The organism is Lysinibacillus sp. NPDC096382 (genome assembly GCF_044762845.1).
Taxonomy (GTDB): domain Bacteria; phylum Bacillota; class Bacilli; order Bacillales_A; family Planococcaceae; genus Lysinibacillus.
On record NZ_JBIWFC010000002.1, the window covers coordinates 1 to 22,236 of the forward strand.

Annotated in this window: 25 protein-coding genes and 2 pseudogenes; 19 read left to right on the plus strand and 8 right to left on the minus strand. The window is 34.2% G+C overall.

The annotated features are described in order from the left end of the window. Positions 1-1,408: 1,408 nt before the first annotated feature. From ACIQZA_RS03785 to ACIQZA_RS03815, 7 genes are all read left to right on the plus strand, one after another. Positions 1,409-1,855: a hypothetical protein gene (locus ACIQZA_RS03785; RefSeq protein WP_402880720.1), complete on the plus strand. Its 447-nt coding sequence runs from the start codon at positions 1,409-1,411 to the stop codon at positions 1,853-1,855. Between the two features lie 120 nt (positions 1,856-1,975). Further along, positions 1,976-2,143 (plus strand): hypothetical protein, encoded by a 168-nt coding sequence (locus ACIQZA_RS03790; protein WP_402880718.1) that lies wholly within the window; start codon positions 1,976-1,978, stop codon positions 2,141-2,143. Positions 2,144-2,427: 284 nt separating this feature from the next. Next, on the plus strand, positions 2,428-2,853 hold the full coding sequence (locus ACIQZA_RS03795) for an acyl-CoA thioesterase (protein WP_142510643.1): 426 nt from the start codon (positions 2,428-2,430) through the stop codon (positions 2,851-2,853). An 11-nt stretch (positions 2,854-2,864) separates the two neighbouring features. Next, positions 2,865-3,239 (plus strand): DUF423 domain-containing protein, encoded by a 375-nt coding sequence (locus tag ACIQZA_RS03800; protein ID WP_402880716.1) that lies wholly within the window; start codon positions 2,865-2,867, stop codon positions 3,237-3,239. Positions 3,240-3,645: 406 nt separating this feature from the next. Then, positions 3,646-4,962, plus strand: coding sequence for an SPFH domain-containing protein (locus ACIQZA_RS03805; RefSeq protein WP_402880714.1), 1,317 nt, complete (start codon positions 3,646-3,648; stop codon positions 4,960-4,962). A gap of 14 nt (positions 4,963-4,976) precedes the next feature. Next, the gene (locus ACIQZA_RS03810) at positions 4,977-6,080 is read left to right on the plus strand and encodes a TFIIB-type zinc ribbon-containing protein (RefSeq protein ID WP_402880744.1); all 1,104 of its coding nucleotides are present in this window, start codon (positions 4,977-4,979) and stop codon (positions 6,078-6,080) included. A gap of 479 nt (positions 6,081-6,559) precedes the next feature. Further along, positions 6,560-7,765 (plus strand): EAL domain-containing protein, encoded by a 1,206-nt coding sequence (locus ACIQZA_RS03815; protein WP_402880712.1) that lies wholly within the window; start codon positions 6,560-6,562, stop codon positions 7,763-7,765. Positions 7,766-7,854: 89 nt separating this feature from the next. On the opposite strand, the gene ACIQZA_RS03820 is transcribed toward ACIQZA_RS03815, so the two are convergent. Beyond that, positions 7,855-8,163: a tyrosine-type recombinase/integrase gene (locus tag ACIQZA_RS03820; RefSeq protein ID WP_402880742.1), complete on the minus strand. Its 309-nt coding sequence runs from the start codon at positions 8,161-8,163 to the stop codon at positions 7,855-7,857. Positions 8,164-8,533: 370 nt separating this feature from the next. Between ACIQZA_RS03820 and ACIQZA_RS03825 the strand changes: the two genes are divergently transcribed. The 5 genes and pseudogenes from ACIQZA_RS03825 to ACIQZA_RS03845 form a co-directional block, all read left to right on the plus strand. Continuing rightward, complete coding sequence (locus ACIQZA_RS03825; RefSeq protein WP_402880710.1) at positions 8,534-8,773, plus strand: hypothetical protein; 240 nt, start codon at positions 8,534-8,536, stop codon at positions 8,771-8,773. A gap of 176 nt (positions 8,774-8,949) precedes the next feature. Next, complete coding sequence (locus tag ACIQZA_RS03830) at positions 8,950-9,114, plus strand: hypothetical protein (RefSeq protein WP_402880708.1); 165 nt, start codon at positions 8,950-8,952, stop codon at positions 9,112-9,114. A gap of 136 nt (positions 9,115-9,250) precedes the next feature. Then, entirely contained in the window at positions 9,251-9,451 is a 201-nt protein-coding gene (locus ACIQZA_RS03835; RefSeq protein ID WP_402880706.1) for a hypothetical protein, read from the plus strand. 75 nt (positions 9,452-9,526) lie between these two features. Next, positions 9,527-9,733 carry a hypothetical protein gene (locus ACIQZA_RS03840; RefSeq protein ID WP_402880704.1) on the plus strand — a complete coding sequence of 69 codons (207 nt, stop codon included), beginning with the start codon at positions 9,527-9,529 and terminating at the stop codon, positions 9,731-9,733. Continuing rightward, positions 9,729-9,869, plus strand: a pseudogene (locus tag ACIQZA_RS03845) (LysR family transcriptional regulator); the annotation flags it as partial. The gene ACIQZA_RS03840 and the pseudogene ACIQZA_RS03845, both read left to right, overlap by 5 nt. 366 nt (positions 9,870-10,235) lie before the next feature. Here the strand turns inward: ACIQZA_RS03845 and ACIQZA_RS03850 are convergent. Further along, the gene (locus ACIQZA_RS03850; protein WP_402880702.1) at positions 10,236-10,772 is read right to left on the minus strand and encodes a hypothetical protein; all 537 of its coding nucleotides are present in this window, start codon (positions 10,770-10,772) and stop codon (positions 10,236-10,238) included. A 255-nt stretch (positions 10,773-11,027) separates the two neighbouring features. Here ACIQZA_RS03850 and ACIQZA_RS03855 point away from each other — a divergent pair, with 255 nt between their 5' ends. The 3 genes and pseudogenes from ACIQZA_RS03855 to ACIQZA_RS03865 all read left to right on the plus strand — a co-directional run. Further along, the gene (locus ACIQZA_RS03855; protein WP_402880700.1) at positions 11,028-11,699 is read left to right on the plus strand and encodes a CPBP family intramembrane glutamic endopeptidase; all 672 of its coding nucleotides are present in this window, start codon (positions 11,028-11,030) and stop codon (positions 11,697-11,699) included. A gap of 332 nt (positions 11,700-12,031) precedes the next feature. Next, positions 12,032-12,448, plus strand: a complete 417-nt coding sequence (gene arr, locus ACIQZA_RS03860; protein WP_400940606.1) for an NAD(+)--rifampin ADP-ribosyltransferase — start codon at positions 12,032-12,034, stop codon at positions 12,446-12,448. Between the two features lie 318 nt (positions 12,449-12,766). Continuing rightward, positions 12,767-12,940 (plus strand): annotated as a pseudogene (locus tag ACIQZA_RS03865) (NUDIX hydrolase); the annotation flags it as partial. An 83-nt stretch (positions 12,941-13,023) separates the two neighbouring features. On the opposite strand, the gene ACIQZA_RS03870 reads toward ACIQZA_RS03865, so the two are convergent. From ACIQZA_RS03870 to ACIQZA_RS03885, 4 genes are all read right to left on the minus strand, one after another. After that, positions 13,024-13,257, minus strand: a complete 234-nt coding sequence (locus ACIQZA_RS03870) for a hypothetical protein (protein ID WP_402880697.1) — start codon at positions 13,255-13,257, stop codon at positions 13,024-13,026. A 205-nt stretch (positions 13,258-13,462) separates the two neighbouring features. Then, positions 13,463-13,795, minus strand: a complete 333-nt coding sequence (locus ACIQZA_RS03875) for a hypothetical protein (RefSeq protein ID WP_400940612.1) — start codon at positions 13,793-13,795, stop codon at positions 13,463-13,465. Between the two features lie 125 nt (positions 13,796-13,920). Further along, positions 13,921-14,310, minus strand: coding sequence for a hypothetical protein (locus ACIQZA_RS03880; protein WP_402880695.1), 390 nt, complete (start codon positions 14,308-14,310; stop codon positions 13,921-13,923). Between the two features lie 5 nt (positions 14,311-14,315). Continuing rightward, a complete protein-coding gene (locus tag ACIQZA_RS03885) occupies positions 14,316-15,404 on the minus strand; it encodes a hypothetical protein (RefSeq protein WP_402880694.1) in 1,089 nt (362 codons plus the stop codon). Positions 15,405-15,787: 383 nt separating this feature from the next. Between ACIQZA_RS03885 and ACIQZA_RS03890 the strand changes: the two genes are divergently transcribed. The 4 genes from ACIQZA_RS03890 (at position 15,788) to ACIQZA_RS03905 (ending at position 19,837) form a co-directional block, all read left to right on the plus strand. Further along, positions 15,788-16,480: an SDR family oxidoreductase gene (locus ACIQZA_RS03890; RefSeq protein WP_400940619.1), complete on the plus strand. Its 693-nt coding sequence runs from the start codon at positions 15,788-15,790 to the stop codon at positions 16,478-16,480. 429 nt (positions 16,481-16,909) lie between these two features. Beyond that, positions 16,910-17,521: a flavin reductase family protein gene (locus ACIQZA_RS03895; RefSeq protein ID WP_400940624.1), complete on the plus strand. Its 612-nt coding sequence runs from the start codon at positions 16,910-16,912 to the stop codon at positions 17,519-17,521. Positions 17,522-17,738: 217 nt separating this feature from the next. Next, positions 17,739-19,250 carry a serine hydrolase domain-containing protein gene (locus ACIQZA_RS03900; RefSeq protein ID WP_402880692.1) on the plus strand — a complete coding sequence of 504 codons (1,512 nt, stop codon included), beginning with the start codon at positions 17,739-17,741 and terminating at the stop codon, positions 19,248-19,250. Positions 19,251-19,444: 194 nt separating this feature from the next. After that, positions 19,445-19,837, plus strand: a complete 393-nt coding sequence (locus tag ACIQZA_RS03905) for a RidA family protein (protein ID WP_142510627.1) — start codon at positions 19,445-19,447, stop codon at positions 19,835-19,837. A 223-nt stretch (positions 19,838-20,060) separates the two neighbouring features. Here ACIQZA_RS03905 and ACIQZA_RS03910 read toward each other — a convergent pair whose 3' ends face one another. Then, complete coding sequence (locus ACIQZA_RS03910; RefSeq protein WP_402880689.1) at positions 20,061-21,110, minus strand: DUF418 domain-containing protein; 1,050 nt, start codon at positions 21,108-21,110, stop codon at positions 20,061-20,063. Positions 21,111-21,203: 93 nt separating this feature from the next. Next, positions 21,204-22,148 (minus strand): helix-turn-helix transcriptional regulator, encoded by a 945-nt coding sequence (locus tag ACIQZA_RS03915; RefSeq protein WP_402880688.1) that lies wholly within the window; start codon positions 22,146-22,148, stop codon positions 21,204-21,206. Positions 22,149-22,236: the final 88 nt, after the last annotated feature.

Sequence of the window (22,236 nt, forward strand, 5' to 3'; positions counted from 1 at the left end):
AAATATTTTAAATCAAACACTTTAGTTAAATTTGAAATAGGTTTAATTTAGTATTTTTTATACTTTATTATAACCTTTATAGTTAATAAATGGAGTTTTTTGAAAATTCATTCAGTATTTTTAACATCAGTTTGCTGATGCACAAACATTATAGCATTAATGACTACACTATAATTTAGGCCATGTTACAAATGTGATAGATGTTACAAACGTTACATTCGTTACACATTAGGTATTTAAAAAATTATTTTGTAAACTTAAGGGGAGGTCGGACAGGTAAGGGTTTCCTCCCCTGTTATTTTTAAAATCCTAAATATTAGGGAAAGACAGACCGACGACCGACCTGCGCCTCATAAACTTGTTCGAGGCAAGACAAATACGGCCGGCCCATATTTTTAAGAGATTAGGTATCTTAATTAATATAAAAGGCTAAAAATTGCTGAAGGAGTGGTTTACATGTGAACTTCGTCCACTTTCCTTTTAGTTCCCGAACGACGCTTACAGAATGGCAAATACCCGAAAGGGATATTGGCGTTCATCTAATAATCCAATCATAAATAGAGCCCTAAATAATAAATACTGGGAGAAACAAAATTTAAAAAGTCTTTCCCAAATCATTTTAAAACCATAAAACTTTTGAACCGCCGTATACGGACCCGTATGTACGTTGGTGTGAGAGGTCGGAGGTTAATCACCTCCTCCTACTCGATTTGCATTGTATAATTGAATATGAATATACAAGATCAGTCGAGTATCACAGTACTCAGTGGTCATGTCCAAGTAACTATATTTGAGAAAGAAATTTCGACTAGTTAATCCTTCTACATTAAATAGTATATTGATAAACTAGTCTTAATTGGGGGAGAAAGACAATGGTTGCGTTTGAAAAAGTTTGGTCACCAACTATAAAAGATGATATTTCAGCATTAAAGGCATGGAATCACTGGGATAAAGGCATTAATCCACAGTTGGCAGATTCCTAGAAGTTCAAATGTTCTGAAAATTGTGATTTTAAAATTATTGCAGCAAATGCATTTACCAAGTTGAAAGATCAAAAAGTTAGTCCTTATTTTAAGTCGGCAAATAAGGATCAACAGCATGATCCTAACTGTGATCGCATAGTTGGACAAATCGCAAAAGACAATATGATAATGGAGAAACCAGTTCAACGTATGGACGTAAACAAAATACGGTCAAACTTGGTTTTGATTTAACCTCCGGATTACAACCAACTCAAATTTCAGTTAACTCAATACCAACTTTACCAGAACCATTAGTACTGAAAAATCGCAAATCTAACAGCAATGGTAACACTGCTGCTAAACCAAATTACAATCGTCCTGCACAAATTAAATCTATCGAAAGGTTGGTTAGTTATTTTCAAGATTGGAGAGCTGGTGATAAATCATTGAAATTAATTGATAAAAACAACAATCGAATTTCATTCGACGATGTATTTATTGATTTAGGAGATAATAAAGATTTAAGTGTTAATCAATCTCTTATTTATTTTGGTAATGCTTACGTAAAACGTTTTAAAGCAAATAAGGACATCTATTATTTGTCTTTTACAGGAGAACATAAATTAACTTCAGGATTGTCTAGCAAAATATCAATTGGGATTAATACTAAAAATGTGTCAAATAGATTTAAGAAAATGCTTAACAATAAGGCTGACATTTTTGAATCAAATAATTCAAATCCTGAGGCATATTTTGAAGCATTTGTTTACGGAAAACTTAGTGAATCGGAAGAAAAGACTGCCAAAGTAACAGGTAAAAAGTTTAAAACGATTCAATTGAGTCTAGAAAATTCAAAACAAAATAATCTACAATGGAATTTTGTCATTTATTAAAACTTCAATGTAGCCTAAATATTCCAACAAGTGTTCATGTTGTAGAATGAACAGGTCAGCTTTAATACCAACGATGAACACGACCTTGCACTATTAGAACACGCAGAGCAGATTAACCCATTGAATAACAAACCACGCAATTTTAGCAAGTATGTGAAAAAGTTAATCGAAGAGGATATGAAACGTGGTTCAGAGAGTGAAATAAGAATAGATAAAAATGAACCAGTATTGCACGAAGATGAAACATATACCATTGAAACAAAAGAGGCTATGAGCAGTTTTATATAAATAAGAAGTCACTCATTTGAAAATTAATGAGTGACTTTTCTCTTTAAATTAATTTCTTGCACCTGCCCGGTGTTATATAATTTTTTATTTTTTGTACCCCAGTGTACCCCAATTTAGTGGGGTACAACGGGTAAGAACGGAAACCACCATTTAATACCAAATTAATTTATAAATTAAACTTCAAGATTTTTTGAAATTAAAATTTTGTTTTTTTCTTAATCAATAAAACAAAAACCCCACTAAATCAATACTTTTACGTTATAATGTAGGACGAGGTGAAGAAAATGTTTGTTAGTGAAAAACAAGTTGAAATTCGATATGCTGAGACCGACCAAATGGGCGTAGTGTATCATGCAAACTACATCATTTGGATGGAGATAGGCCGTTCTCAGTTAGTAAATGATGCAGGCTTTGAGTATGCTAAGTTAGAAAAAGACGGTTATGTATCGCCAGTGATGGATTTATCCATTTCTTATAAGGCTGCTATGCATTATGGCCAAGTGGCAACGGTCCGTACATGGGTGGAAAAACACGATCGTTTACGTACAACATATGGCTATGAAATTTTACATGAAGATGGCACGATTGCAGCTACTGCTCAGTCCGTACATATTCTAGCTCAAAAAGATACGTTACGTCCGGTATCCTTAAGTAAAATTGATCCGGCATGGGATGCGAAATACAAAGAAATCGCATGCGAGACGAAATAGGAGAATCATATATGGAACTTTTATTGGCAATCGGTGCAATTATGGCTTGTCTTGGTGTCGTGTTAGGCGCTTTTGGAGCGCATGCACTAAAAGATAAATTTGCTTCACCACACTATGCAGCCATTTGGGAGACTGCGGTGCAATACCATATGTATCATGCATTAGGCTTACTAGGGCTTGGGATTTTATCGAGTGAAGCCCTTTTAGGCGCTTCAAGTATGCTTTCTTGGGCAGGCTATTTAATGTTGGCAGGTATTGTGTTTTTCTCAGGCAGTTTGTATGTATTAGCTGTTACAGGTGTGAAAAAGCTTGGTGCGATTACCCCAATCGGTGGTTTGTTATTTATCGTTGCCTGGGTGCTTGTGGCTATTTCCGCATTATCTTAAGAAACGCTAAGATTCACTAAAAAAACGATATAGTATTTACAATACGATAGAGGTAGTTCCTTTGGAGCTATCTCTTTTTATAGAGAAGTTTAAAAAAAATGAAACAAATTATCCTTTTTATGCGTACTACATAATGATTAGATTATTTATCTATCGGCGAATGTCACTGATTTGGCAAGGAGTTCATTTTAGGTGTTAGCCTAAAATCATCGCGTTCATGAGATAATGGCTAACTGAGCTGCACCGGAAAAAACGCCACATATCTGTGGCAATATCGAAATGACTGGCATCGTGTCGGTCCCCATGCAGGTCTAAGCACAAAGCCGAATCCGGACGCAATTAAGCCGAGGCATAATTGATATGATAAAATAAGTCTTAAGTATATAAGTTGAAGGTGGGAATAAATATGGGTTTATTAAAAGCAGGAGTTGGCGCATTAGCAGGTGTTTTAGAAGATCAATGGCGTGAATATTTCTATTGTGAGTCACTGTCAGCGGATGTGCTTGTGGAAAAGGGGCATAAACGTACTTCTAAAAGAGGGTCAAATAAAGGCAATGACAACATTATTAGTAATGGCTCTATTATTGCTATCAATGAAGGGCAATGTATGATGATTGTCGAGCAAGGGAAAGTAGTAGAGTTCTCTGCGGAGTCTGGTGAGTATGTTTATGATACATCCACAGAGCCGTCGATAATGTATGGCAATGATTTGTCCGAAGGTATAAAGGAAACATTCAAGCAGATTGGTAAACGCTTCACATTTGGCGGGGAACCTGCAAAGGATCAGCGTGTGTATTATTTTAATAAAAAAGAAATCGTAGGTAATAAATATGGGACACCTGCACCGATTCCTTTCCGTGTGATCGACCGTAATATCGGCCTAGATATTGATATTGCTATTCGTTGCCATGGCGAATATTCATATAAAATTGTCGATCCATTATTATTCTATACAAATGTATGTGGAAACGTTGAACGAGAATTTACAAGAGATGCAATCGATAGCCAATTAAAAACGGAATTGATGACTGCGTTACAGCCGGCCTTCGCACATATTTCAGCAAGCGGGGTACGCTATAGTGAAATTCCTGCACATACGGTTGCTCTAGCAGATGCCCTAAATAAAGTGTTATCAGAGAAGTGGCTAGCAACACGTGGTTTAGCAGTTGTATCATTTGGCGTTAGTTCATTAAAAGCATCTGAAGAAGATGAAGCGATGATTAAACAACTACAACGAAATGCAGTAATGCGTGATCCAGGTATGGCTGCAGCTCATTTAACAGGTGCACAGGCGGAAGCAATGATTGCAGCAGCTAATAATGATGGCGGAGCAATGGCAGGATTTATGGGCATGAACATGGCGACACAAGCGGGCGGTGTTAATGCAGGACAGCTTTACCAAATGAATGAACAAAATAAACAGGCAGCTCAACAAGGACAAACAGCGACGAACTCAGCTACATGGAAATGTGCATGTGGTAGTGAAAACACGGGTAAATTCTGTTCAAATTGTGGATCACCAAAACCAGCAGAAGAAGGATGGACTTGTGCATGTGGTGCTGTCAACAAAGGCAAATTCTGTAGCGAATGTGGTGCTAAAAAACCTTCAGGAGCATTACAATACGTTTGCGATAAATGTGGTTGGCAACCAGAGGATCCTGCAAACCCACCAAAATTCTGTCCAGAGTGTGGCGATGTGTTTGATGAGAATGATGTTAAGTAAGGAGATGACTAATGATGCCAACGCAAGATGCTGAAAATTCTAAACAAGTAAAGCTTGATTTTGACGCTGAGTGTCCATCATGTAGTGCATCCATTGAATTCAACCCAGCAACTGGAAAGCTAACATGTCCTTATTGTGGCTATGAGACTGAAATTGCAGCCCCAGAGAAGCAAGAGGAAAAAGTTGCCCAGGAAATGGATTTTGCAATGGCTGAAGAACGTGGGAATTTTAACTGGGGTGTTGAGAAAAAAACAGTCATTTGCAAATCTTGTGCGGCAGAAACGATTTATGATGCATTACAGGTAGCTGATAGTTGCCCATACTGTGGCTCTAATCAGGTTATGGAGGCTAGTGCTGAAAATACACTAGCCCCGAACGGGGTATGCGCATTTGAAATAACAGATAAGCAAGCGGGAGAGAACTTCCAACGTTGGATTAAGGGAAAATGGTTTACACCGAGAGCAGCAAAAGAGAGTGCAAAGCCTGATTCATTTAAAGGGGTATATCTTCCTTATTGGACGTTTGATACGAAAACAAGCTCAAGGTATTCTGCAAGGTACGGTAGACATCGCACAGTTACAGATAAAGATGGAAATACTCGAACTGAAACAGATTGGTATTCTACAAGTGGTTTTTATCAGGAATTTATTGATGATCATTTAATCAGTGCGACAACACGTTATGATCGTAATATGATGAGAAAAATAGAACCCTTTAATTTACTCAATAATAAAGCCTATAAACCAGAATATGTATCAGGATTTTTATCAGAACGCTACAGTATTGGTTTACAGGACGGATGGAGTCAGGCGAAGAGGGAAGTTTCTGATCATCTGAATGCACAAATTACGTCAAAAATACGTTGGGAACATAATGCGGATGTAGTATCCAATTTACATTTCTCAACGACTCATGATGATATTACATACAAATATCTAATGTTGCCGATTTGGCTTTCTTCATTCCGTTACAAAGAGAAAATTTATCGATTTATGGTAAATGGACAAACAGGTCGAGTAGGTGGGGATGCCCCAATTTCACCACTTCGTGTAACAATTGCTGTTATCTTATCTTTAATTGCAATTGCTATTATTTGGTATTTCTTTATGTCAGAATAGTCATGAGCAGTATTCCTGTAGGATATAATCCATACTTTGGAATACTGCTTTTTTACTGGTGTGGGTGAACGGCTGAATAATTTTAGGATATAGGATGAAAACCTTTAATTATCATAGCTTTCATATTGAATTGTTGCATAAGTTATAATGATAAAGGCATTCTGAGGGAGTTTTTTTTACACAACGATACAGGAAAAACTTTGTGGATGCATATAGAATGACGCTAAATAACAATAAGCGTACTTCAGCAACCTATTATGCGAGAAAGTCGTTATTAGTGATGAATTGTCAGAAAAAAATAAATCAGTTAGGTGGAAGTTTGTTAAATTTCCGGACAGATTTTTTCCATAAAATAACGCTATGTGAAGTTGCCAATTTACTTTAAACAAATTATTATACAGTCAGAGAGCTTTTTTTCATGTAATAAGCTGTGAATGCAATGTTATTCTTGGATAACATCATGTATGGAGGTTTCGACAATGGATGCAATTGAGGTTTTAACAAATTTAGATCAAATACATGGGTATTTTCAACCTATTTTTAGCGCGGATGCGCATACGGTGATTGCCTACGAAATTTCCGGACAGTTACAAATCGAGGGTCAACAAATTAATTTAAAAGATTTTGTGAATAATGAAGATATTCCAGAAGAGTATCGTATTGACATGGAACATAAAATTCTACATGCTGCATTAGCCAAAGTAGAAGAAATAGGACAGGATATTGATATTTATATTCCTAGTAACCCGAACTTACTGATGCAGGATTTTGGTGAAAGTCATTTTAATATTATTCAACAATATATAAGTGAAGACGATTTACATCGTATTGTATTAGTTGTTTCTGAGCATCGTTTTTTAGGTGATATTCATAAGCTGCACCATGCAGTACGTTACTTTACGACTTTTGGTATCAAAATTGCCGTTCAGGAAGTGGGAGCGGAGAGTCATTTAGAGCACATTGCTCTATTATCACCACAAATTTTAAAGGTCGATATTCAAGACTTAAATTATGATTCTTGGTCTGCACAGTCTGATATGATATCAGCAATAGGTAGTCTCGCTTATAAAATTGGCGCAAATCTTTTATTTGAAGGAATCGAAACTGTGTATCAATTGCAGTTTGCTTGGAAGAACGGGGGCCGATTTTATCAGGGGCGATACTTGGCAAACCCTGCCATAACATTCGTAGAGAAGGATATTTTAAAGGAACGTTTTAAGGAAGAGTGCCAGCAGTTTATTACCTCTGAAAAGAAAATTCTAGAGGCACAATATTTCGAGTTGAAAAAGCTGAGAGAGGAGCTAGAAGCGATTGTCCATCGTGTCAAACCTTCTAGTGACAACATCACACTTTTAGAGCATTTAGCGCAGCTATTGGATAGTTATTCGTTCCGAGTATATATTTGTAATGAAGATGGCTTCCAACTTTCTCCAAACGTAATGCGTATAGATGGACAGTGGGAATTGCAGCCTAGAGCCATCAATAAAAACTGGAGTTGGCGCCCGTACTTCCTACAAACAATCATTAAAATGCGCAACGATCAAAGTGGAGAAATCTCAGAGCTTTATCGAGATATCGAGACAGGGGAAATTACAAGAACATTTTCTATTGCTATTAATGAGCATGAGTATTTGTTCGTCGATCTTTCGTATGATTACCTATATGAACATAATATATTTAGATAGTTCTATGAATGCCTATACATCAAGGTTTCTGGGGTACAAGAATAACTTGTACCCCACTTTGTACCCCAAATTTGTGTAAAAGAAGAGAATCACTTGAGTTTTATTAATGATGAAAGAATTTTTGTAGCTTTTAATTCTTCATCTTCAAGTGAGTGTGCATATGCTTTCATCACCATTTCAGATGTATCTCCTATTATTTTAGCCACCGTCGTCAGAGCAACACCTTCTGTAATTAAAATACTCATAAAAGTGTGTCTTAATATATGAGCAAAAAATCTTTCAATTTGATGCTTGGTTTTTAGAGCATTGAACATTTTCACGATATAGCTACTACTTATAGGTTCTAAGTTTGAGGTAATAAATACATAATCATCATCTACTAATTCGGGACCATATATTTCCTTTTATTCCACACACCAAGACTTAAAACTTTTTAAGTGCTCATCAAGTTCTGCACTTATAATAATAGTCCGAATACTATTTTGAAAAGCAAACCATTTCTATAACTAAAACACGTGAATACTAGTGATGGCCTTATCATTTGCTCCTATTTTTTTTGAGGTTAGCCTCTTTAAAGCATGAATTGCATACCCATTTCTCCTCAATAGTATTCACCTCAATAGATAAGATGTTACTAGTATAGGAATTTATTGAATAGGACTGGCATGCACTAGTAACCGATAGGGCAAAGTTTGGTGTGGTTTTGAGAGCAAAAAGTTATTACATATTTTCCATCTTTTGGGTTACTATTGGGTGGGAGGTGAGATTATGGATAACTATATTATGGAGTTCCATTTAGATAATGGTGATGAAGTCTCTACACCAGAAATTAAAGCCGATTCATACCAAGAGGTGTATGAAAAATATTTCAATGTCGATAGTGAGACTAGAATGGTAATTATAGAGAAGAATGCAGAAACAATATTCTTCCCTTCTAGCAAAATCAGCAAAATCAATATTATAAACTTAACAGTTGCAGAAAAAGACGTGATTGACAACTGGATATAAAAATTATTTAAACCACTCTCGCGAGTGGTTTTTATTTTGCTTTGAAAAGTGGGTATCGGGCAGTTACTCCCCTTCACCGCTAGGGAAACGGTATTTACTTTTGAGAGTGAAATAATACCTAAAAATAATAGTGATAAACGGCTATTTTTGTGCTATTTTGTTAATGAGGTGACTTTATGGTGGAAGATATTACAACAAATTTTAAAAATCACGTGAACAGAACAACGCATAATGAGCAGGGTAGACTTAACAACAAAGCCATGAGTAGTAAAAAAATCACTAAAGAATGTGTTGACAGACTGATTGAGGATATTGATAAAACATTAAAGGCGCCCGAGTGACATCTTTTTTTGTAAACTGCATCAAACAACCAAAACGCTTAGCGATGAGAGGGCAGACTTTGAGGTGGTTTTGAGAGCAAAAAGTTATTACATATATTTCATCCCCTGGTTTATGATTGGTTGGGAGGTGAGAATTATGGAGTTTAAAGTAAGGCTATTATTTAATGATGCACATGCTCATCCAGAAGATATAAATGTTTCTGGTGCTAATGAAAATGATGTAATTGATAAAATAGGAAGTATGATTAAAAATGGAGAGGTTTTTTGTCAGAATGAAGGACAGAATTGGTGCTTAAACATGGGGCAAGTAAGGAAATTCCGTGTTTCATATAATTAAATGTTTTGAAGCATCCACTTAATGTGGGTGTTTTTTATTTTAATTAAAAGATGTTGGAGGTGGTGTTTGTGAGATATGGCTAATGGGGATGAAATTAAACGTGAATACGAAACAACTAACATAACATTAGCTAAACTAGCTGAAAAACATGATGTTCCTTTAGGTACTGTAAAGAGCCAAAAGAGTCGTGATACTAAAAACGGTAATCCATGGACCAGAGATGCAACTAAAAAAGATGCAACCAAAACAGCGAAGGTTGAAATCGGGGGAGTTTCCGCATAAACTTCGAATAGTTGAACCAGCTTGTCAACGCACTATTGGATTAGCATGGTCCGAAAAGCGCTACTTTACGCCAATTGCTAAGCAGTTTCGCTTATTTGTTTTAGAATACTTTTCATCAATTTCTAAAATTGATTAAGTAACCTTCTTTATGGTCGTTTTGCCAGTTGGACGTTTCCATTTTCAATTGTTTCCCCAGACTTTGTAGTAATTTTTCTTCTTCAACTAATGGGTGCGTTAATTAAATTGATTTGCATAGTCATCTCTTTTTTTCTTTATTGTGTAGCTTTCGAATAAAGTTTGAATTAAAATACCTTGCAAACATATATTTTACGATAAACTAAAGCATCCATTTTTGAAAAAAGATTGTTCAAAATGGATGCTTTTCCTGTAGTTGAAAAGTTGGTTTTTATAAAAAAAATTGATCTTTGCATTGTTCCATTAAAACAGTCAATAAAACATGAAAACGACAAATGTTTTCCGAGTGATTTTTAGCAAATAATGTTTATACCAAAAGGTAGCGAATTAATCCCAATATGGCAAAACAAAATAAAGCTATGCCAGCTCCTATTCCGGTGATTGCACTGCTGGCAACGCCCAATTTTTTTGATCCCCATGGTGATATGATCGCAATTGCTATAATGAGTACCGCTAATATATACAAACTGGGGTCTTTAAAGATTTTTACTAACCAGAAAAAGTGAACACCTACGACAAAAGCAACCCACGGAGCAACATAATCCTTTTTTTTACTTCGGATTAACAAGAAAGCACCGAGACCCGCGATAAAAAATTCAGTGTAGAAAACAATTAGGTAGTTATTAAACGTGTCCTTTTCTGACAAAGTAGTAGCCGCATCCCAGTGCGTCACGCTTAAGTACACGCCAATCAGGCATACTAACAACGCAATTCCGGAAGCAACCCTGATATACTTGCGCCAATTTTCTCTGGGATTCTCCTGAGCCCACCCAAACCATGCAAAACTAAACATACCTAAAAACGCTGCGTACGTCACATAGTCCCTTATATATTCTGACTCCATATCCACCCACCTTTCTGTTTTATAATTATTATTGGGTATTCTTGCATATTACCTTGAAAAGGTTAATTAAGGGGGAACAACGTATAACAAATATGTACGATGCAATTGACATGTTTTTATATTGATTTAGTTGAATTTATGAGATACAAACGGCGGATTTAGCAGTATATTTCAAAGACTGAACGTTAAGGACATGGTATACTTAATTTGGTAAATATTGAAAAATGAAAAAGCCTTGGATTTTAGGAGGTATAAATGGAATTGAAATTAAGTGTTGAAAACAACGTGAAAAATAATGATGTAAAAACAATGACAGGGTTTCTACTCATATTTTATCTTGCGTGGTCAATTAAAGAATTATGGTTAATCGAATACATTTATTCGTTCGGTGAAATAATCTCACCATTAATAGAGGCACTGGTTAAAGGTCTTGTTTGGATTGTTCCAACTTGGTTATACATAAAATATTATTTAATTACTAATCCATTTGACTACTTAAAAATGAACATTAATGTTAAGAAAGGTTTCTTTTGGGGAATATTTCTTTCACTGTTAGTTGGCTTATATTTTGCTATTGAAACTTATATCATTAAGCAGCAATCATTTCAATTTTCATTATCTATTGATGATTATTTAAATGTCTTTCTAATGGCTGGGATTGCTGAAGAAATTGTTTTTAGGGGGTTTATTTTACAAGAGATAAATAAAAAAATGGCCTTTTGGGAAGCAAATGTTATTACCGCTTTATTATTTTTAGTAATACACTTTCCAGTTTGGATTTACAATGATATATTCTTTCATTTTGGGACGCACGCATATGTTTTTATTTTAGGCTTACTCTTTGGATTCGTGTACAAAAAGACTGGTTCATTATGGTCGGTTATAATATTGCACGCACTTCATAACTTTTTCGTTACCATTATTTAATGGGGTGCTTTACTTGAAGATCATTGAATTGCATATGCAGCTCTTTTTTTCTTATTGAACTGGCTGGGCAGATTAGTGGAAGAGTTAGCTTGTTCCACTTATAGAAGGCAAGAAATACTCAGGCAAAGAAAAAGATATCTATGAAGCTGGAAAAATGTTCGGACAATTTCATCTCAGTTTACGGCTTTCAAAGAACGTTTGAATACCGTTTACGTCTTACTCTCTACTTATATTATAACCCCATCTGATAATTATTTATAGACTACTTTTTCACCATTCCTTACCTTATACTGTTATACGCAAGTCAAAAAAAGTATAAGGGGTGCTTTTATATGAATGACAAAAAAAATATCTTAGATCCCGGTCCATTCTTTCATGGTACTAAATCAGAACTGAAAATCGGAGACCTACTTGAACCTTTGCACTTATCCAATTATCAGGATAAGAAATCTAACCATATATATTTTACTGCAACATTAGACGCGGCTAAATGGGGTGCTGAGTTAGCAAGATCTAAATCAAAAGAGAGAATTTATATTGTAGAGCCATTAGGTGATTTTGAAAATGATCCGAACTTAACTGACAAACGATTTCCTGGAAACCCAACACGTTCTTATAGGTCCAAATCTCCTTTGAAAATAATAGCTGAATTAAGTTCATGGGAAAGACATTCCGATGAAGAAATAAATCATATGCTTACATCTTTAAAAAAGTTAAGTGAACAAGGACAAAATGTAATATACGATTGATTCTCACATTACTACAATTCCCGCCAAAGACATGAACTAATGGGGAAATTATAAGAAGGTAACAAGCTGCTAGTAGGGAGTAATTTGTAGTACGAATGGGGTGCTTTACTTGAAGAAAATTGGGTTGCGTAAGCAGCCCTTTTTTCTTATTGAACTATCGGAGCAATTTAGTTCAAGATAACAATGATATTGTAGGTGGTGTTTCTATGAATAAATTTATTATTACATCAGGTGCAGTAGTTCTGGATGAACATAAGAGGATTTTATTAAAAAAAGAATTGGGAGTTACCAGGTGGGATTGTAGAAGAAAATGAAAATATAAAGAATGCAGTAGTTAGAGAGGTTAAAGAAGAAACAGGAATAATCATTGATATTATTGAATTTTGTGGAGTTTCACAAGAGTTGAAGGGAAATATATGTAATATACGGTGGTTAGGAACACCTATAAATGGAAGTTTAAAAACAAGTAAAGAAAGTTTAGAGGTCGTTTTTTTTAGCATTGAAGATGCATTAAAACTGATAAGAAATGATGACTTTAAAGAGGAATTTTTAAAATGTGTATATAAAGATAATCATCAATTTTTTATTACAATATTAAGTTCACCTGAAGAACTAACTTCATTTATTTTAACTTCAATATTGTTTTCGTTTTTAAAATGCTCAACTGTAACTTGTATTGCTTTTTCTTTAGTATCTGACCATACTTCTTCACTAAATTCCTTTGGCATACCTTGGTCGATTTGATGAAAAAAATAAGGTATTCCACTATTTATACGATAATCCGCAAATTTATGAAGAATAGATTTCATTTAACTATATATCCAAACAAAAAGGCAGAATTTATCCTACATATTTTGTAGATTAAATCTGCCTTTTAATTTTAACAGCAACAATCTTTTCAAAAACAGCTTAATAAAAAAAGTCACTAATAAAAAAATGTAGTGAACCCCAAAAGTTAGATTTTAACCGGAATGGATTTTTCCATTCTGGTTTTTCTTTTTGTTCTCTATTTAATTATTTTAAAGGAATACCAAGTCCTATGGCAGAAGCGATCGATACAATAGAGCTAATAACACCTAGTATACTAGTTAATTTCTCTAATGGTTTTTTAGCTTTCTCTTTATCTCCATTTTCTATATGAGTTTGAAGGAGTTCAAAATTAGCTTCCGCAATCTCTCGTTGTTCCTCAGCTAGGTGTTGAATTTCTTCATGAAGCTGTTGTAAAGCATTGATAATGTCATTAGGCAGGCTAGCTATCCCTTGATTGAGTGTACCATTGTTTTCAATAGTTATATTACCTTTGTTTTCTCCAAAAGTTAAACCACCATATTTACTAGAATCGCCCATATAACCATCTCCTAAGATAATAGTAACTTTCCCGAGCTTTGATACTTTCTCTAATAATTGATCAGAATTTTCTTCGGCTAAAATACCGATAATTTCTCTTAAACTCTCAGGTTTATTTTGCTTACTTAACTCGACATTTTCCGTTTTGTTATTAATTTTTTTTTTGAAAAACTTTGTCTGAAATCATCACTTAATTCGATTATTGGAATGGCGTTTAAAGGATCAAAACAGTTTTCTGTACCACAATACTTACAAGGAATGGAATCAATATTGTCAAGTTCAGATTTATTAGTAGTTAAAATACTTCTACTACATTCCTCGCAGTGAAATTCTAATTTTATAACGAGCGCTTCTTTTTTTTCTAATTCAGATAATGTATCAATAACTACTCCAAGAGGTAAGTTAGTTATTTTGGCAATATAACTATGGTAAAATTTTCCAATCTTACTGATAGCAATTGTCTCAAGTGCATTATCTATTTTTTGAGAAATTTCCCATGGCTTTAAATTGCTCAATACTTTTACCTCGCAGAATAAATTTGGTAAATCAATTTTTCTCTAATATAATCCAATACAGGTTCAGACGCAAATACATTGAACTTAAATGTCTTTGTATTGACACCGATTCGTATAGAATATTCTTGTTTCACGCCATCAACACTATGTTCAAATAATATGGATCCTTTTTGTTTGGATAGATGAGGTTCTAAATAATTGTATAATGGTAAACCTCTTAGTTCCCTAATACTGCCTAATCCTATTGTTTCAAGACCACTTAAAAGTAACAACGTAAAAGGTGTTGTTTCTAAAATGCCGGTAATATCTTCGCTATTTAAATTTTGCTCTAGAATGGATAATTCACCACTAGTATAGTATTCGTCGATTGCAGAAAGTATACTCACAATTGATTGGCCCTGTGTTTCTTCAAATGTATTTACTAATCCTGCTGGTCTTCCAGTAGCATCAATAAGCCTACCTTGAAGTGTATCAGCTAAAGACTCAAGAGTACCCCCATACTTCTCTAACAAATCATGTTGTTTGAATTCATATTTATCATCGACTATTTTAGTTAACCAAGCAATAATTTTTTTGGCAACAGCTGAACTTGCTCGTACTTCAATTATTCCCTTGTCTTCATCAATATAAACTGTTGTTATTTCGTGCTTAATGTATTCTCTTCGGTTAGCTAAAAAATAATCAACATTAACACCAGTTCTATGAATAAATCTTAAATAATATGCTTGAGAACCTTCGATTTCAGCAGCGGCAATAATCGTAGGATCAATAGGAACATTTTCGCTGTTTGGTGTAACTACTTTTTCGAAAGGGTTAAATGGCATTTTATCAATAATACTTTGTTTAAATCCTATTAAACCAGTATTATTTGTCGCCTGGTACCAAGCTAAAGAAACTGCTCCGGAGAAAATATTATTGCTTATCATTTTAAGAACATCGCCTTCAATATGATCAAAAGAGTTCCACACTCTACTTGCTAATTCATTTACATTGCCAGTTGTTTCTAAAGTCAATTTATTACAAATTTCTTTGAGTTGAGTTTTGCTTAATCTATGCAAGTCTTGGGGGAAAATTAACGATTTAATTGTATTCATTTAACACCCTCCAGAATTATATTCTGTGTTCGATGAAATTATGTCGTTTTATTAATAAATATAATATTATATGTATTGAATAACCAAAAAATGACATAAAAGTGTTGATTGACATGGGGGTTTAAATGAATTGGAACTTATATGCATCGAAATGAATAGATATCGTTATAGTTCTTTAGTCTTTTTTGCTGTTTGAGGTTTTTAAAAGAAATAACTACTATTGATTAGAGAGTAGTTAGCTTTTAGGTATCATATTCAATTCATTTTGCGTTAGTTTCTTTAGTGCTCTCATAGATTTTTTTAAAAATTGAATAGGGCGGGAGTATTGATACAATTTAGCGTTCTGCTTCTGGTATAATTAACTGCGAGAGAGGATGATCAATATGAGCAAAAATATCGTTGTTATAACAGGGGCTGGCAGTGGTTTAGGTGCAGCACTTGCTAAAAAATACTCGTCTTTAGGCAATCACATTTGTTTACTCGGCCGTACGAAATCAAAGCTTGAGAATACGGCTAAAACTTTAACCAATGGCTATTCTATTTATGAGGTTGATGTTACTTCGAAACAAATGGTTACTCAAATAATGCGTTCTATACAAGATGATTTTGGATCAATTCCATTACTAATTAATAATGCTGGTGTTGGCTATTTTGATAAAGCTGAAAACTTGAATGAGGATTCAGTTCATCAAATGATTGATATTAACTTAAAAGGAACAATTTTTTGCACACAAGAAGTACTAAAAGGTATGAAAGAGCGCAATGAAGGAACAATCGTCAATATCGTTTCTACAGCTGGTTTAGAAGGAAAAGTAACAGAATCTGTTTATTGTGCTAGTAAATTTGGTGTACGTGGATTTACAGAGAGTCTTGCACTTGAATTAAGCGATACCGCTATTAATGTATGTGCTGTGTACATGGGTGGCATGAGAACAGAATTTTGGGACGGTGTGTTTACCGAGGAAAAAACTAAGACATTAATGGATCCTAATGACATCGCGGATATTATTATGGAAAATATTAAACCAAGAAAAGCGTTAGCTGTAACTGAAGTTGTTATTAAAAATAGACGATAATCGTTAACAAAGGGAGTTATGAGAATGTTCATTGTTCTTGTAAAATATGTACAACCATTAAGTGTTGTAGACGCTTTTCTGCAACAGCACATTGACTTTTTAGATAGACATTAAAGAAGGTCATTTTATCTAAGTTTTCACCATTTATAAAAAATGTTCCAACTAATTAGAAAAAGTATTGGTTTTACATAAAAAAACGCCCGTAAGTGCGTAAAAGGCAATGACCAGATACTCAATTCATTTTGAGCCTGGTCATTTATTTTTTCATCAAAAATTTTACTCTTGTAATTTTAGTATTTTGCCCATATATCATCTTTTTCTCCATGCCAAAGTGCATCTAGAAGAAAGAAATGTAATCCATATTTCGATGAAAATCGAAATATCTATCTTGTACTATAGAAATTGAAAGTACGGATAGGAGGAGATAAAATGACTCAAATTGCTAACACAGAGATGATTAATCCAAAAATTCTTTACTACGGGACACCTGTAATTTTATTAACTACGCTAAATGAAGATGACTCAGTCAATATTAGCCCTCTTTCGTCATCATGGGCTTTAGGAGATTGTATTATTTTAGGAATTGGGCTTGGGGGAAAGGCTATTGAAAATTTAGAACGACATCCTGAATGTGTCATTAATGTTCCAGGTCCTTCATTATGGGGGAATGTAGAAAATTTAGCGCCATTTACAGGAAAAAAACCCGTTCCTGAGTATAAGAGAGCAAATGGATTCACATTTGAAAAAGATAAATATGAAATTAGTAATTTAACACCTAACGAGTCTAAATCAGTAAAGCCTACAAGAATTGCGGAGTGTCCAATTCAACTTGAGGCAAGAGTAAAACATATTCGAATCCCTGATTATGCTTCCTTTTTTGCCATTGTTGAGACACAAGTAATACATGTACATGCTCATAAGGAAATTATCGTTAAAGAAAATTATATTGATCCAAATAAATGGAGTCCACTCATTTATAATTTCCGCCATTATTTTGGACTTGGGCACCAGTTAGGGAAAGCTTTTAGGGCAGAAATTTAAATTTTAACGGTCAGCAAAAAAGGTCGGCTCTCATTTTTTTATGGGTAGTTGATCTTTTTGCTTTTATTCAAGATTTTCTATAAGCACGGTACGTTACAAAACTGTCATGTTGTGATGTTATTTGTCATGTAAAACAATGGATATCGTATTAATTCCTTGTTATAGTTAACAAAGTCGTTAAGGAAGTTTAGAACCTTGTACCCAGCTTAAAGGAGAAATGAAAATGAAACCATCATTAAAAATCTATCCGTTTATATTAGCTATGATTGTCTTCTTATATAGTATAACGCCTACAATAGCAAATGCAGATTCAACTGAAAAAATTCAGAAGATTGATCAATTTGTTAAAGAACAAAAGGCGATTAGTAAAATTCCAGGAATATCGGTAGTAATTGTTGAGAAGGGGAAAACGGTTTATGAAAAAGGCTTTGGATATGCCGATGTTCAGTCAAAAACACCAGTTACCTCTAATACATTATTTGAACTAGGATCTACATCGAAAGCATTCACAGGACTAGCCATTCTCCAATTGGAAAGGGAAGGCTTACTAAAACGTTCTGATGATGTCCAAAAGTATATCCCATGGTTAAAGTTAAAATATAATGGCAAGCCACAGTCAATTACTATTAATCAGTTTCTATATCATACAAGTGGCATAGCTACTAACACTATATATAATATTCCAAAAAGTAACGAACCGAATGCTCTTGAGTTGACCGTCAAAAAATTGCTTGATCAACCTTTAAATAGACAACCGGGTAGTTCATACGAATATGCAACACTCAATTATGATGTTTTGGGCCTAGTTATTGAAAAAGTTTCAAAACAACCCTTTGATATGTATATCAAACAGCATCTATTAGAGCCGATTAATATGAAGGATTCATTTGTTGGACTTCATCAAGTTAAATCTAATGAGATGGCGTCAGGATATAAGATAGGGCTTATGAAAGAGCAGGATTATACACCACCTATCTACCGTGGAAATGTGCCTGCTGGGTATATAATAAGTAACATAAATGATATAGCAAAATGGTTAAAGCTACAGTTAGGCAATAGCCAAATTTATTCGATTGATAAAAAAATTATTCAAGAATCACATATTCCAGATCAATCTGTTGAACCTTTCGATAAGGATACATACTACGCTAGTGGGTGGGGAGTTATAGAAAGAGATAAAAAACAATATTTATTTCATGCCGGCGAAAATCCAACATTTACATCTTATTTTATGATGCAGCCTGATGAACAATTGGGAGTGGCCATATTATCTAATATGAATTCGAGCTTTACAACAGCGATAGGTCAAGGTGTGATGGATTTATGGGAAGGGAAAACGGTTGATACTGTTCATTCAGATAGCCTTCAGAAGCTGGATAAAACTGTTTCACTTTTATGCGTGATTATTGTAGGCTTTGGGATGTTTTTAAGCATTCTATTGTTAACAACCTTGAGAGAAATTATTAAAAAACAACGAATTAAAGTAGCTTTAAATATGAAAAGGACCTTATTATTAATCTTGCATTCTGTAAGTGTTGCAATAATCTTTGCACTTATTAGTATGTCCCCAAAAATTTTATTAGAGGGATCAAATTGGGCGTTTATTAAAGTATGGGGTCCAACCTCAATCACTGTGTTATTTTATAGTGTTATAGTGGCAAGCGTGATTTATTTATTATTGGGGATAGTTAAGATTTTCACCAAAAAGCAAAACGAATTAAAAATGTAGAAATTTGATTGTTTATGAAAAACATGGTAAATTGAGAATAACTTTAGGTAAGGGGGAGAATCCAAATGAAAAAAAGATCAATACGTTTTTTAAGTATGGGTATTGGATTCTCAACAGCTGTTTTTTTCTAAAATTGAGTTTTAAGGGACGAGTCTGCCCTTTTTTAGAAAATAAAAACCTAAAGGAGAATAACTATGAATCATAAAATAACACGCAAAAATCCTATCCAAGTACCTAGCCCAGTTGGCAATTACAGTCATCTTACAATAATCCCTAAGAATGCAACAATGTATGCATTATCTGGACAGATTGGAGTAGGGGTTAGCGGTGAGTTGCCATCATCACTATCTGAGCAGGTTAAAAATACGTTGAAAAATATTCAACTTATATTAGAGGCAGAGGGACTTAATGCAGACAATGTGGTGAAGGCCAATATTTGGGCAACAGAAGAAATTGATTGGGATGACTTCGATCAACAATGGGAATCGATGTTTGGAAATCCCTATCCTTCTATGACGATAGCCTATATTACTGCTTTAGGACTCCCTGATATTAAATTAGAAATAGATATTTGGGCTGCTAAATAAGCAGACTACCGACAAAATCTTTATGATTTTGTCGGCTTTTTATTTACAGTAAAATAGAAAAAAGGTCACTTTTCCTAAGAAAAGTGACCAAAAAGTAAAGAATTAATGATGGGGGTGTGTGTCTTGCCCATTGTCTGAGCAAGTTGGAAGCGAATTAGGTACATTACTATTTTATGAAGAATTAAAACTAATTGTTAGGTATTTGTCATTTTAAGTTTTTTGGTTAGGAGCGTGCCTTAAAATTAGAAGTTTTTAGCAATGAAGGTACTGTCCAATAAGTACCCATTCGCCACAACCATTCTAATGGTCCAAATTTAAAGTATCTAAGCCAAATTTTGCTAAACAGTAATTGGATAATGTAAATGCTTATGCAAATCCAAAGAGATTGGATAAAACGAATATTGCCAATAAGGTCAAAAGCATTGCCAATTAGTAAGATGAGCGCTGTTTGCCCTAAATAATTTGATAATGCCATTCGACCATAGTCTTTTAATGGTGAAAGTAAGGTCTGGCATAAAGGAAGTTTAAGTAATAACATTAATAAACCTACATAAAATGCCGATACAAAAGGGCTAAATTGAAGACCGATTAATGAAAATTTTTCAATGTTTGTCATATGTTCTGTCATTTCATCCGTTGTCATATTGTCAATGTTCACCATTGCCTCGGGGACATAATTCCATTGATACAGCAAGCCACCTATGCTAATCATGAACATAATAACTGTAAAGGTTAATATGCTTTTACGATTGTCATGGATCTTTTCAAAAATTCGATATTGCCCAGCAGCTAATCCTAGTAAAATTAGTGGAAACGGCATAGCGATTTTGATGCCATAATACGCTGTTACGGCTAATAGGATAAGCCCTAAAGTGACGTTTATTTCTTTACGAACTTTGTAAAATGGTAAAGCAATTAGCCCGAAAATTGCATAGACGGTTAATGCTTCTCCAGGTTGGAAATAAAAATGTACAAGCCCGATTAACAATAAAATAATAATTCTTCTAATAAATAAAAGATAGGCGTTATTATTTTTAGCCATTGCTCGGGAAATAAAAATATAAAATCCTACACCAAATAAAAATGAAAAAATCGAGAAAAACTTACCTTCCACAAATAATATTAAAAATCTATTATAGGCAATATCTATAGATGTGTCCGGTGTTTTAATCCATAATAATGCCGGAATATTTACTAAAATAATTCCTAATAAAGCAAATCCTCTTAAATAATCTAATGTATCAATTCGTTTGCTTAATTCAATTGGTTGCATGTTTTCTCCTCCTCACTTACAAAGTATAAGAAAATTGTCCATAAAGTAGTAACGATAAATGTTACGCCAATCTTACAAAATCGTCATATAACATTAATCATTTTCTGGATATATAGATAGGATGTCCTTTGCCTGCTGTCGTAAAATATTGATTAATTCTTTTGGTTCTACAATTTGAGCATGCATACAAAGTCGATAAAAGAGGGGACTTATAAAATTTAGTTCACCTTTGTCTATCATGGAATCGATATAGCCTGTGCCATCTTCATTGATGACGACTAAGTCTTCAAGGTTTGGTTCGCTTTTACATTGTCGTACACCTTCTCTTGATAATAGTACATGTAAACGAATGGGTTGTTTAATCTCATAGGTGTTGCCAAACCACTCCTCTAGATTAAAAAATTCCTCTTTGTTTTCTTCGCTTTTTATGATAGAAAGAATACGATCTACACGAAACAATAATATTTTTTGTTTCGTGAAATCAAAGGCGGGCATATACCATAATCCATCATGTGCGTAAACACCAATAGGATGAATATGTTTCGTTGTTGTACCCGATTTAGATTCATATTGAATGTGTAGATTTTTGTTTTCAATAGCTAGCTCTAAAACAGCTTTCAATAAAGGTGTTTCAATCGCGCGTTTAGGATTCCAAAACGCGATATAGGATTGAAGTTTATCCACTTTCCGCTTCGCCGCCTCCTGAAGCGAGTTATAAAGCTTATGAGAAGCGGACTTACTTTCCGTATTAAAAGGTAAATCACGATAATAGTGCAAAGATTGAAACGCAAAGAAAATTGAAACTGCTTCATCTTCTGTAAATAAAATAGGGGGAAGAAGTCTGCTCGATAGAACAGTATAGCCACCGTTTCGCCCTTGTTCAGCGTAAATAGATAAGCCCATATCACTTAAATCTAAAATATATCGATGAACCGTACGAATCGATATATTGAATTCATCAGCAATTTCCTGAGCGGTAAATTTCTTTTTTGCACTAACAAACAGCAGGATATCTAATAAACGTTGTGCTTTTGACATTTTCTCACCTTTTCTTTTAATCATGCCAGTAGTTGTCATGTATTGTGTATAGTATAAATATTGTTCATGATTTTTACAAAAAAGAAAA

Excerpts from the sequence above, each read along its gene's own strand:
- ACIQZA_RS03795 (WP_142510643.1), top strand. The coding sequence starts at position 2,428 with ATGTTTGTTAGTGAAAAACAAGTTGAAATTCGATATGCTGAGACCGAC.
- ACIQZA_RS03800 (WP_402880716.1), top strand. The coding sequence starts at position 2,865 with ATGGAACTTTTATTGGCAATCGGTGCAATTATGGCTTGTCTTGGTGTC.
- ACIQZA_RS03805 (WP_402880714.1), top strand. The coding sequence starts at position 3,646 with ATGGGTTTATTAAAAGCAGGAGTTGGCGCATTAGCAGGTGTTTTAGAA.
- ACIQZA_RS03810 (WP_402880744.1), top strand. The coding sequence starts at position 4,977 with ATGCCAACGCAAGATGCTGAAAATTCTAAACAAGTAAAGCTTGATTTT.
- ACIQZA_RS03815 (WP_402880712.1), top strand. The coding sequence starts at position 6,560 with ATGGATGCAATTGAGGTTTTAACAAATTTAGATCAAATACATGGGTAT.
- ACIQZA_RS03825 (WP_402880710.1), top strand. The coding sequence starts at position 8,534 with ATGGATAACTATATTATGGAGTTCCATTTAGATAATGGTGATGAAGTC.
- ACIQZA_RS03830 (WP_402880708.1), top strand. The coding sequence starts at position 8,950 with ATGGTGGAAGATATTACAACAAATTTTAAAAATCACGTGAACAGAACA.
- ACIQZA_RS03835 (WP_402880706.1), top strand. The coding sequence starts at position 9,251 with ATGGAGTTTAAAGTAAGGCTATTATTTAATGATGCACATGCTCATCCA.
- ACIQZA_RS03840 (WP_402880704.1), top strand. The coding sequence starts at position 9,527 with ATGGCTAATGGGGATGAAATTAAACGTGAATACGAAACAACTAACATA.
- ACIQZA_RS03850 (WP_402880702.1), bottom strand. The coding sequence starts at position 10,772 with ATGGAGTCAGAATATATAAGGGACTATGTGACGTACGCAGCGTTTTTA.
- ACIQZA_RS03855 (WP_402880700.1), top strand. The coding sequence starts at position 11,028 with ATGGAATTGAAATTAAGTGTTGAAAACAACGTGAAAAATAATGATGTA.
- arr (WP_400940606.1), top strand. The coding sequence starts at position 12,032 with ATGAATGACAAAAAAAATATCTTAGATCCCGGTCCATTCTTTCATGGT.
- ACIQZA_RS03870 (WP_402880697.1), bottom strand. The coding sequence starts at position 13,257 with ATGAAATCTATTCTTCATAAATTTGCGGATTATCGTATAAATAGTGGA.
- ACIQZA_RS03875 (WP_400940612.1), bottom strand. The coding sequence starts at position 13,795 with ATGGGCGATTCTAGTAAATATGGTGGTTTAACTTTTGGAGAAAACAAA.
- ACIQZA_RS03885 (WP_402880694.1), bottom strand. The coding sequence starts at position 15,404 with ATGAATACAATTAAATCGTTAATTTTCCCCCAAGACTTGCATAGATTA.
- ACIQZA_RS03890 (WP_400940619.1), top strand. The coding sequence starts at position 15,788 with ATGAGCAAAAATATCGTTGTTATAACAGGGGCTGGCAGTGGTTTAGGT.
- ACIQZA_RS03895 (WP_400940624.1), top strand. The coding sequence starts at position 16,910 with ATGACTCAAATTGCTAACACAGAGATGATTAATCCAAAAATTCTTTAC.
- ACIQZA_RS03900 (WP_402880692.1), top strand. The coding sequence starts at position 17,739 with ATGAAAATGAAACCATCATTAAAAATCTATCCGTTTATATTAGCTATG.
- ACIQZA_RS03905 (WP_142510627.1), top strand. The coding sequence starts at position 19,445 with ATGAATCATAAAATAACACGCAAAAATCCTATCCAAGTACCTAGCCCA.
- ACIQZA_RS03910 (WP_402880689.1), bottom strand. The coding sequence starts at position 21,110 with ATGCAACCAATTGAATTAAGCAAACGAATTGATACATTAGATTATTTA.
- ACIQZA_RS03915 (WP_402880688.1), bottom strand. The coding sequence starts at position 22,148 with ATGTCAAAAGCACAACGTTTATTAGATATCCTGCTGTTTGTTAGTGCA.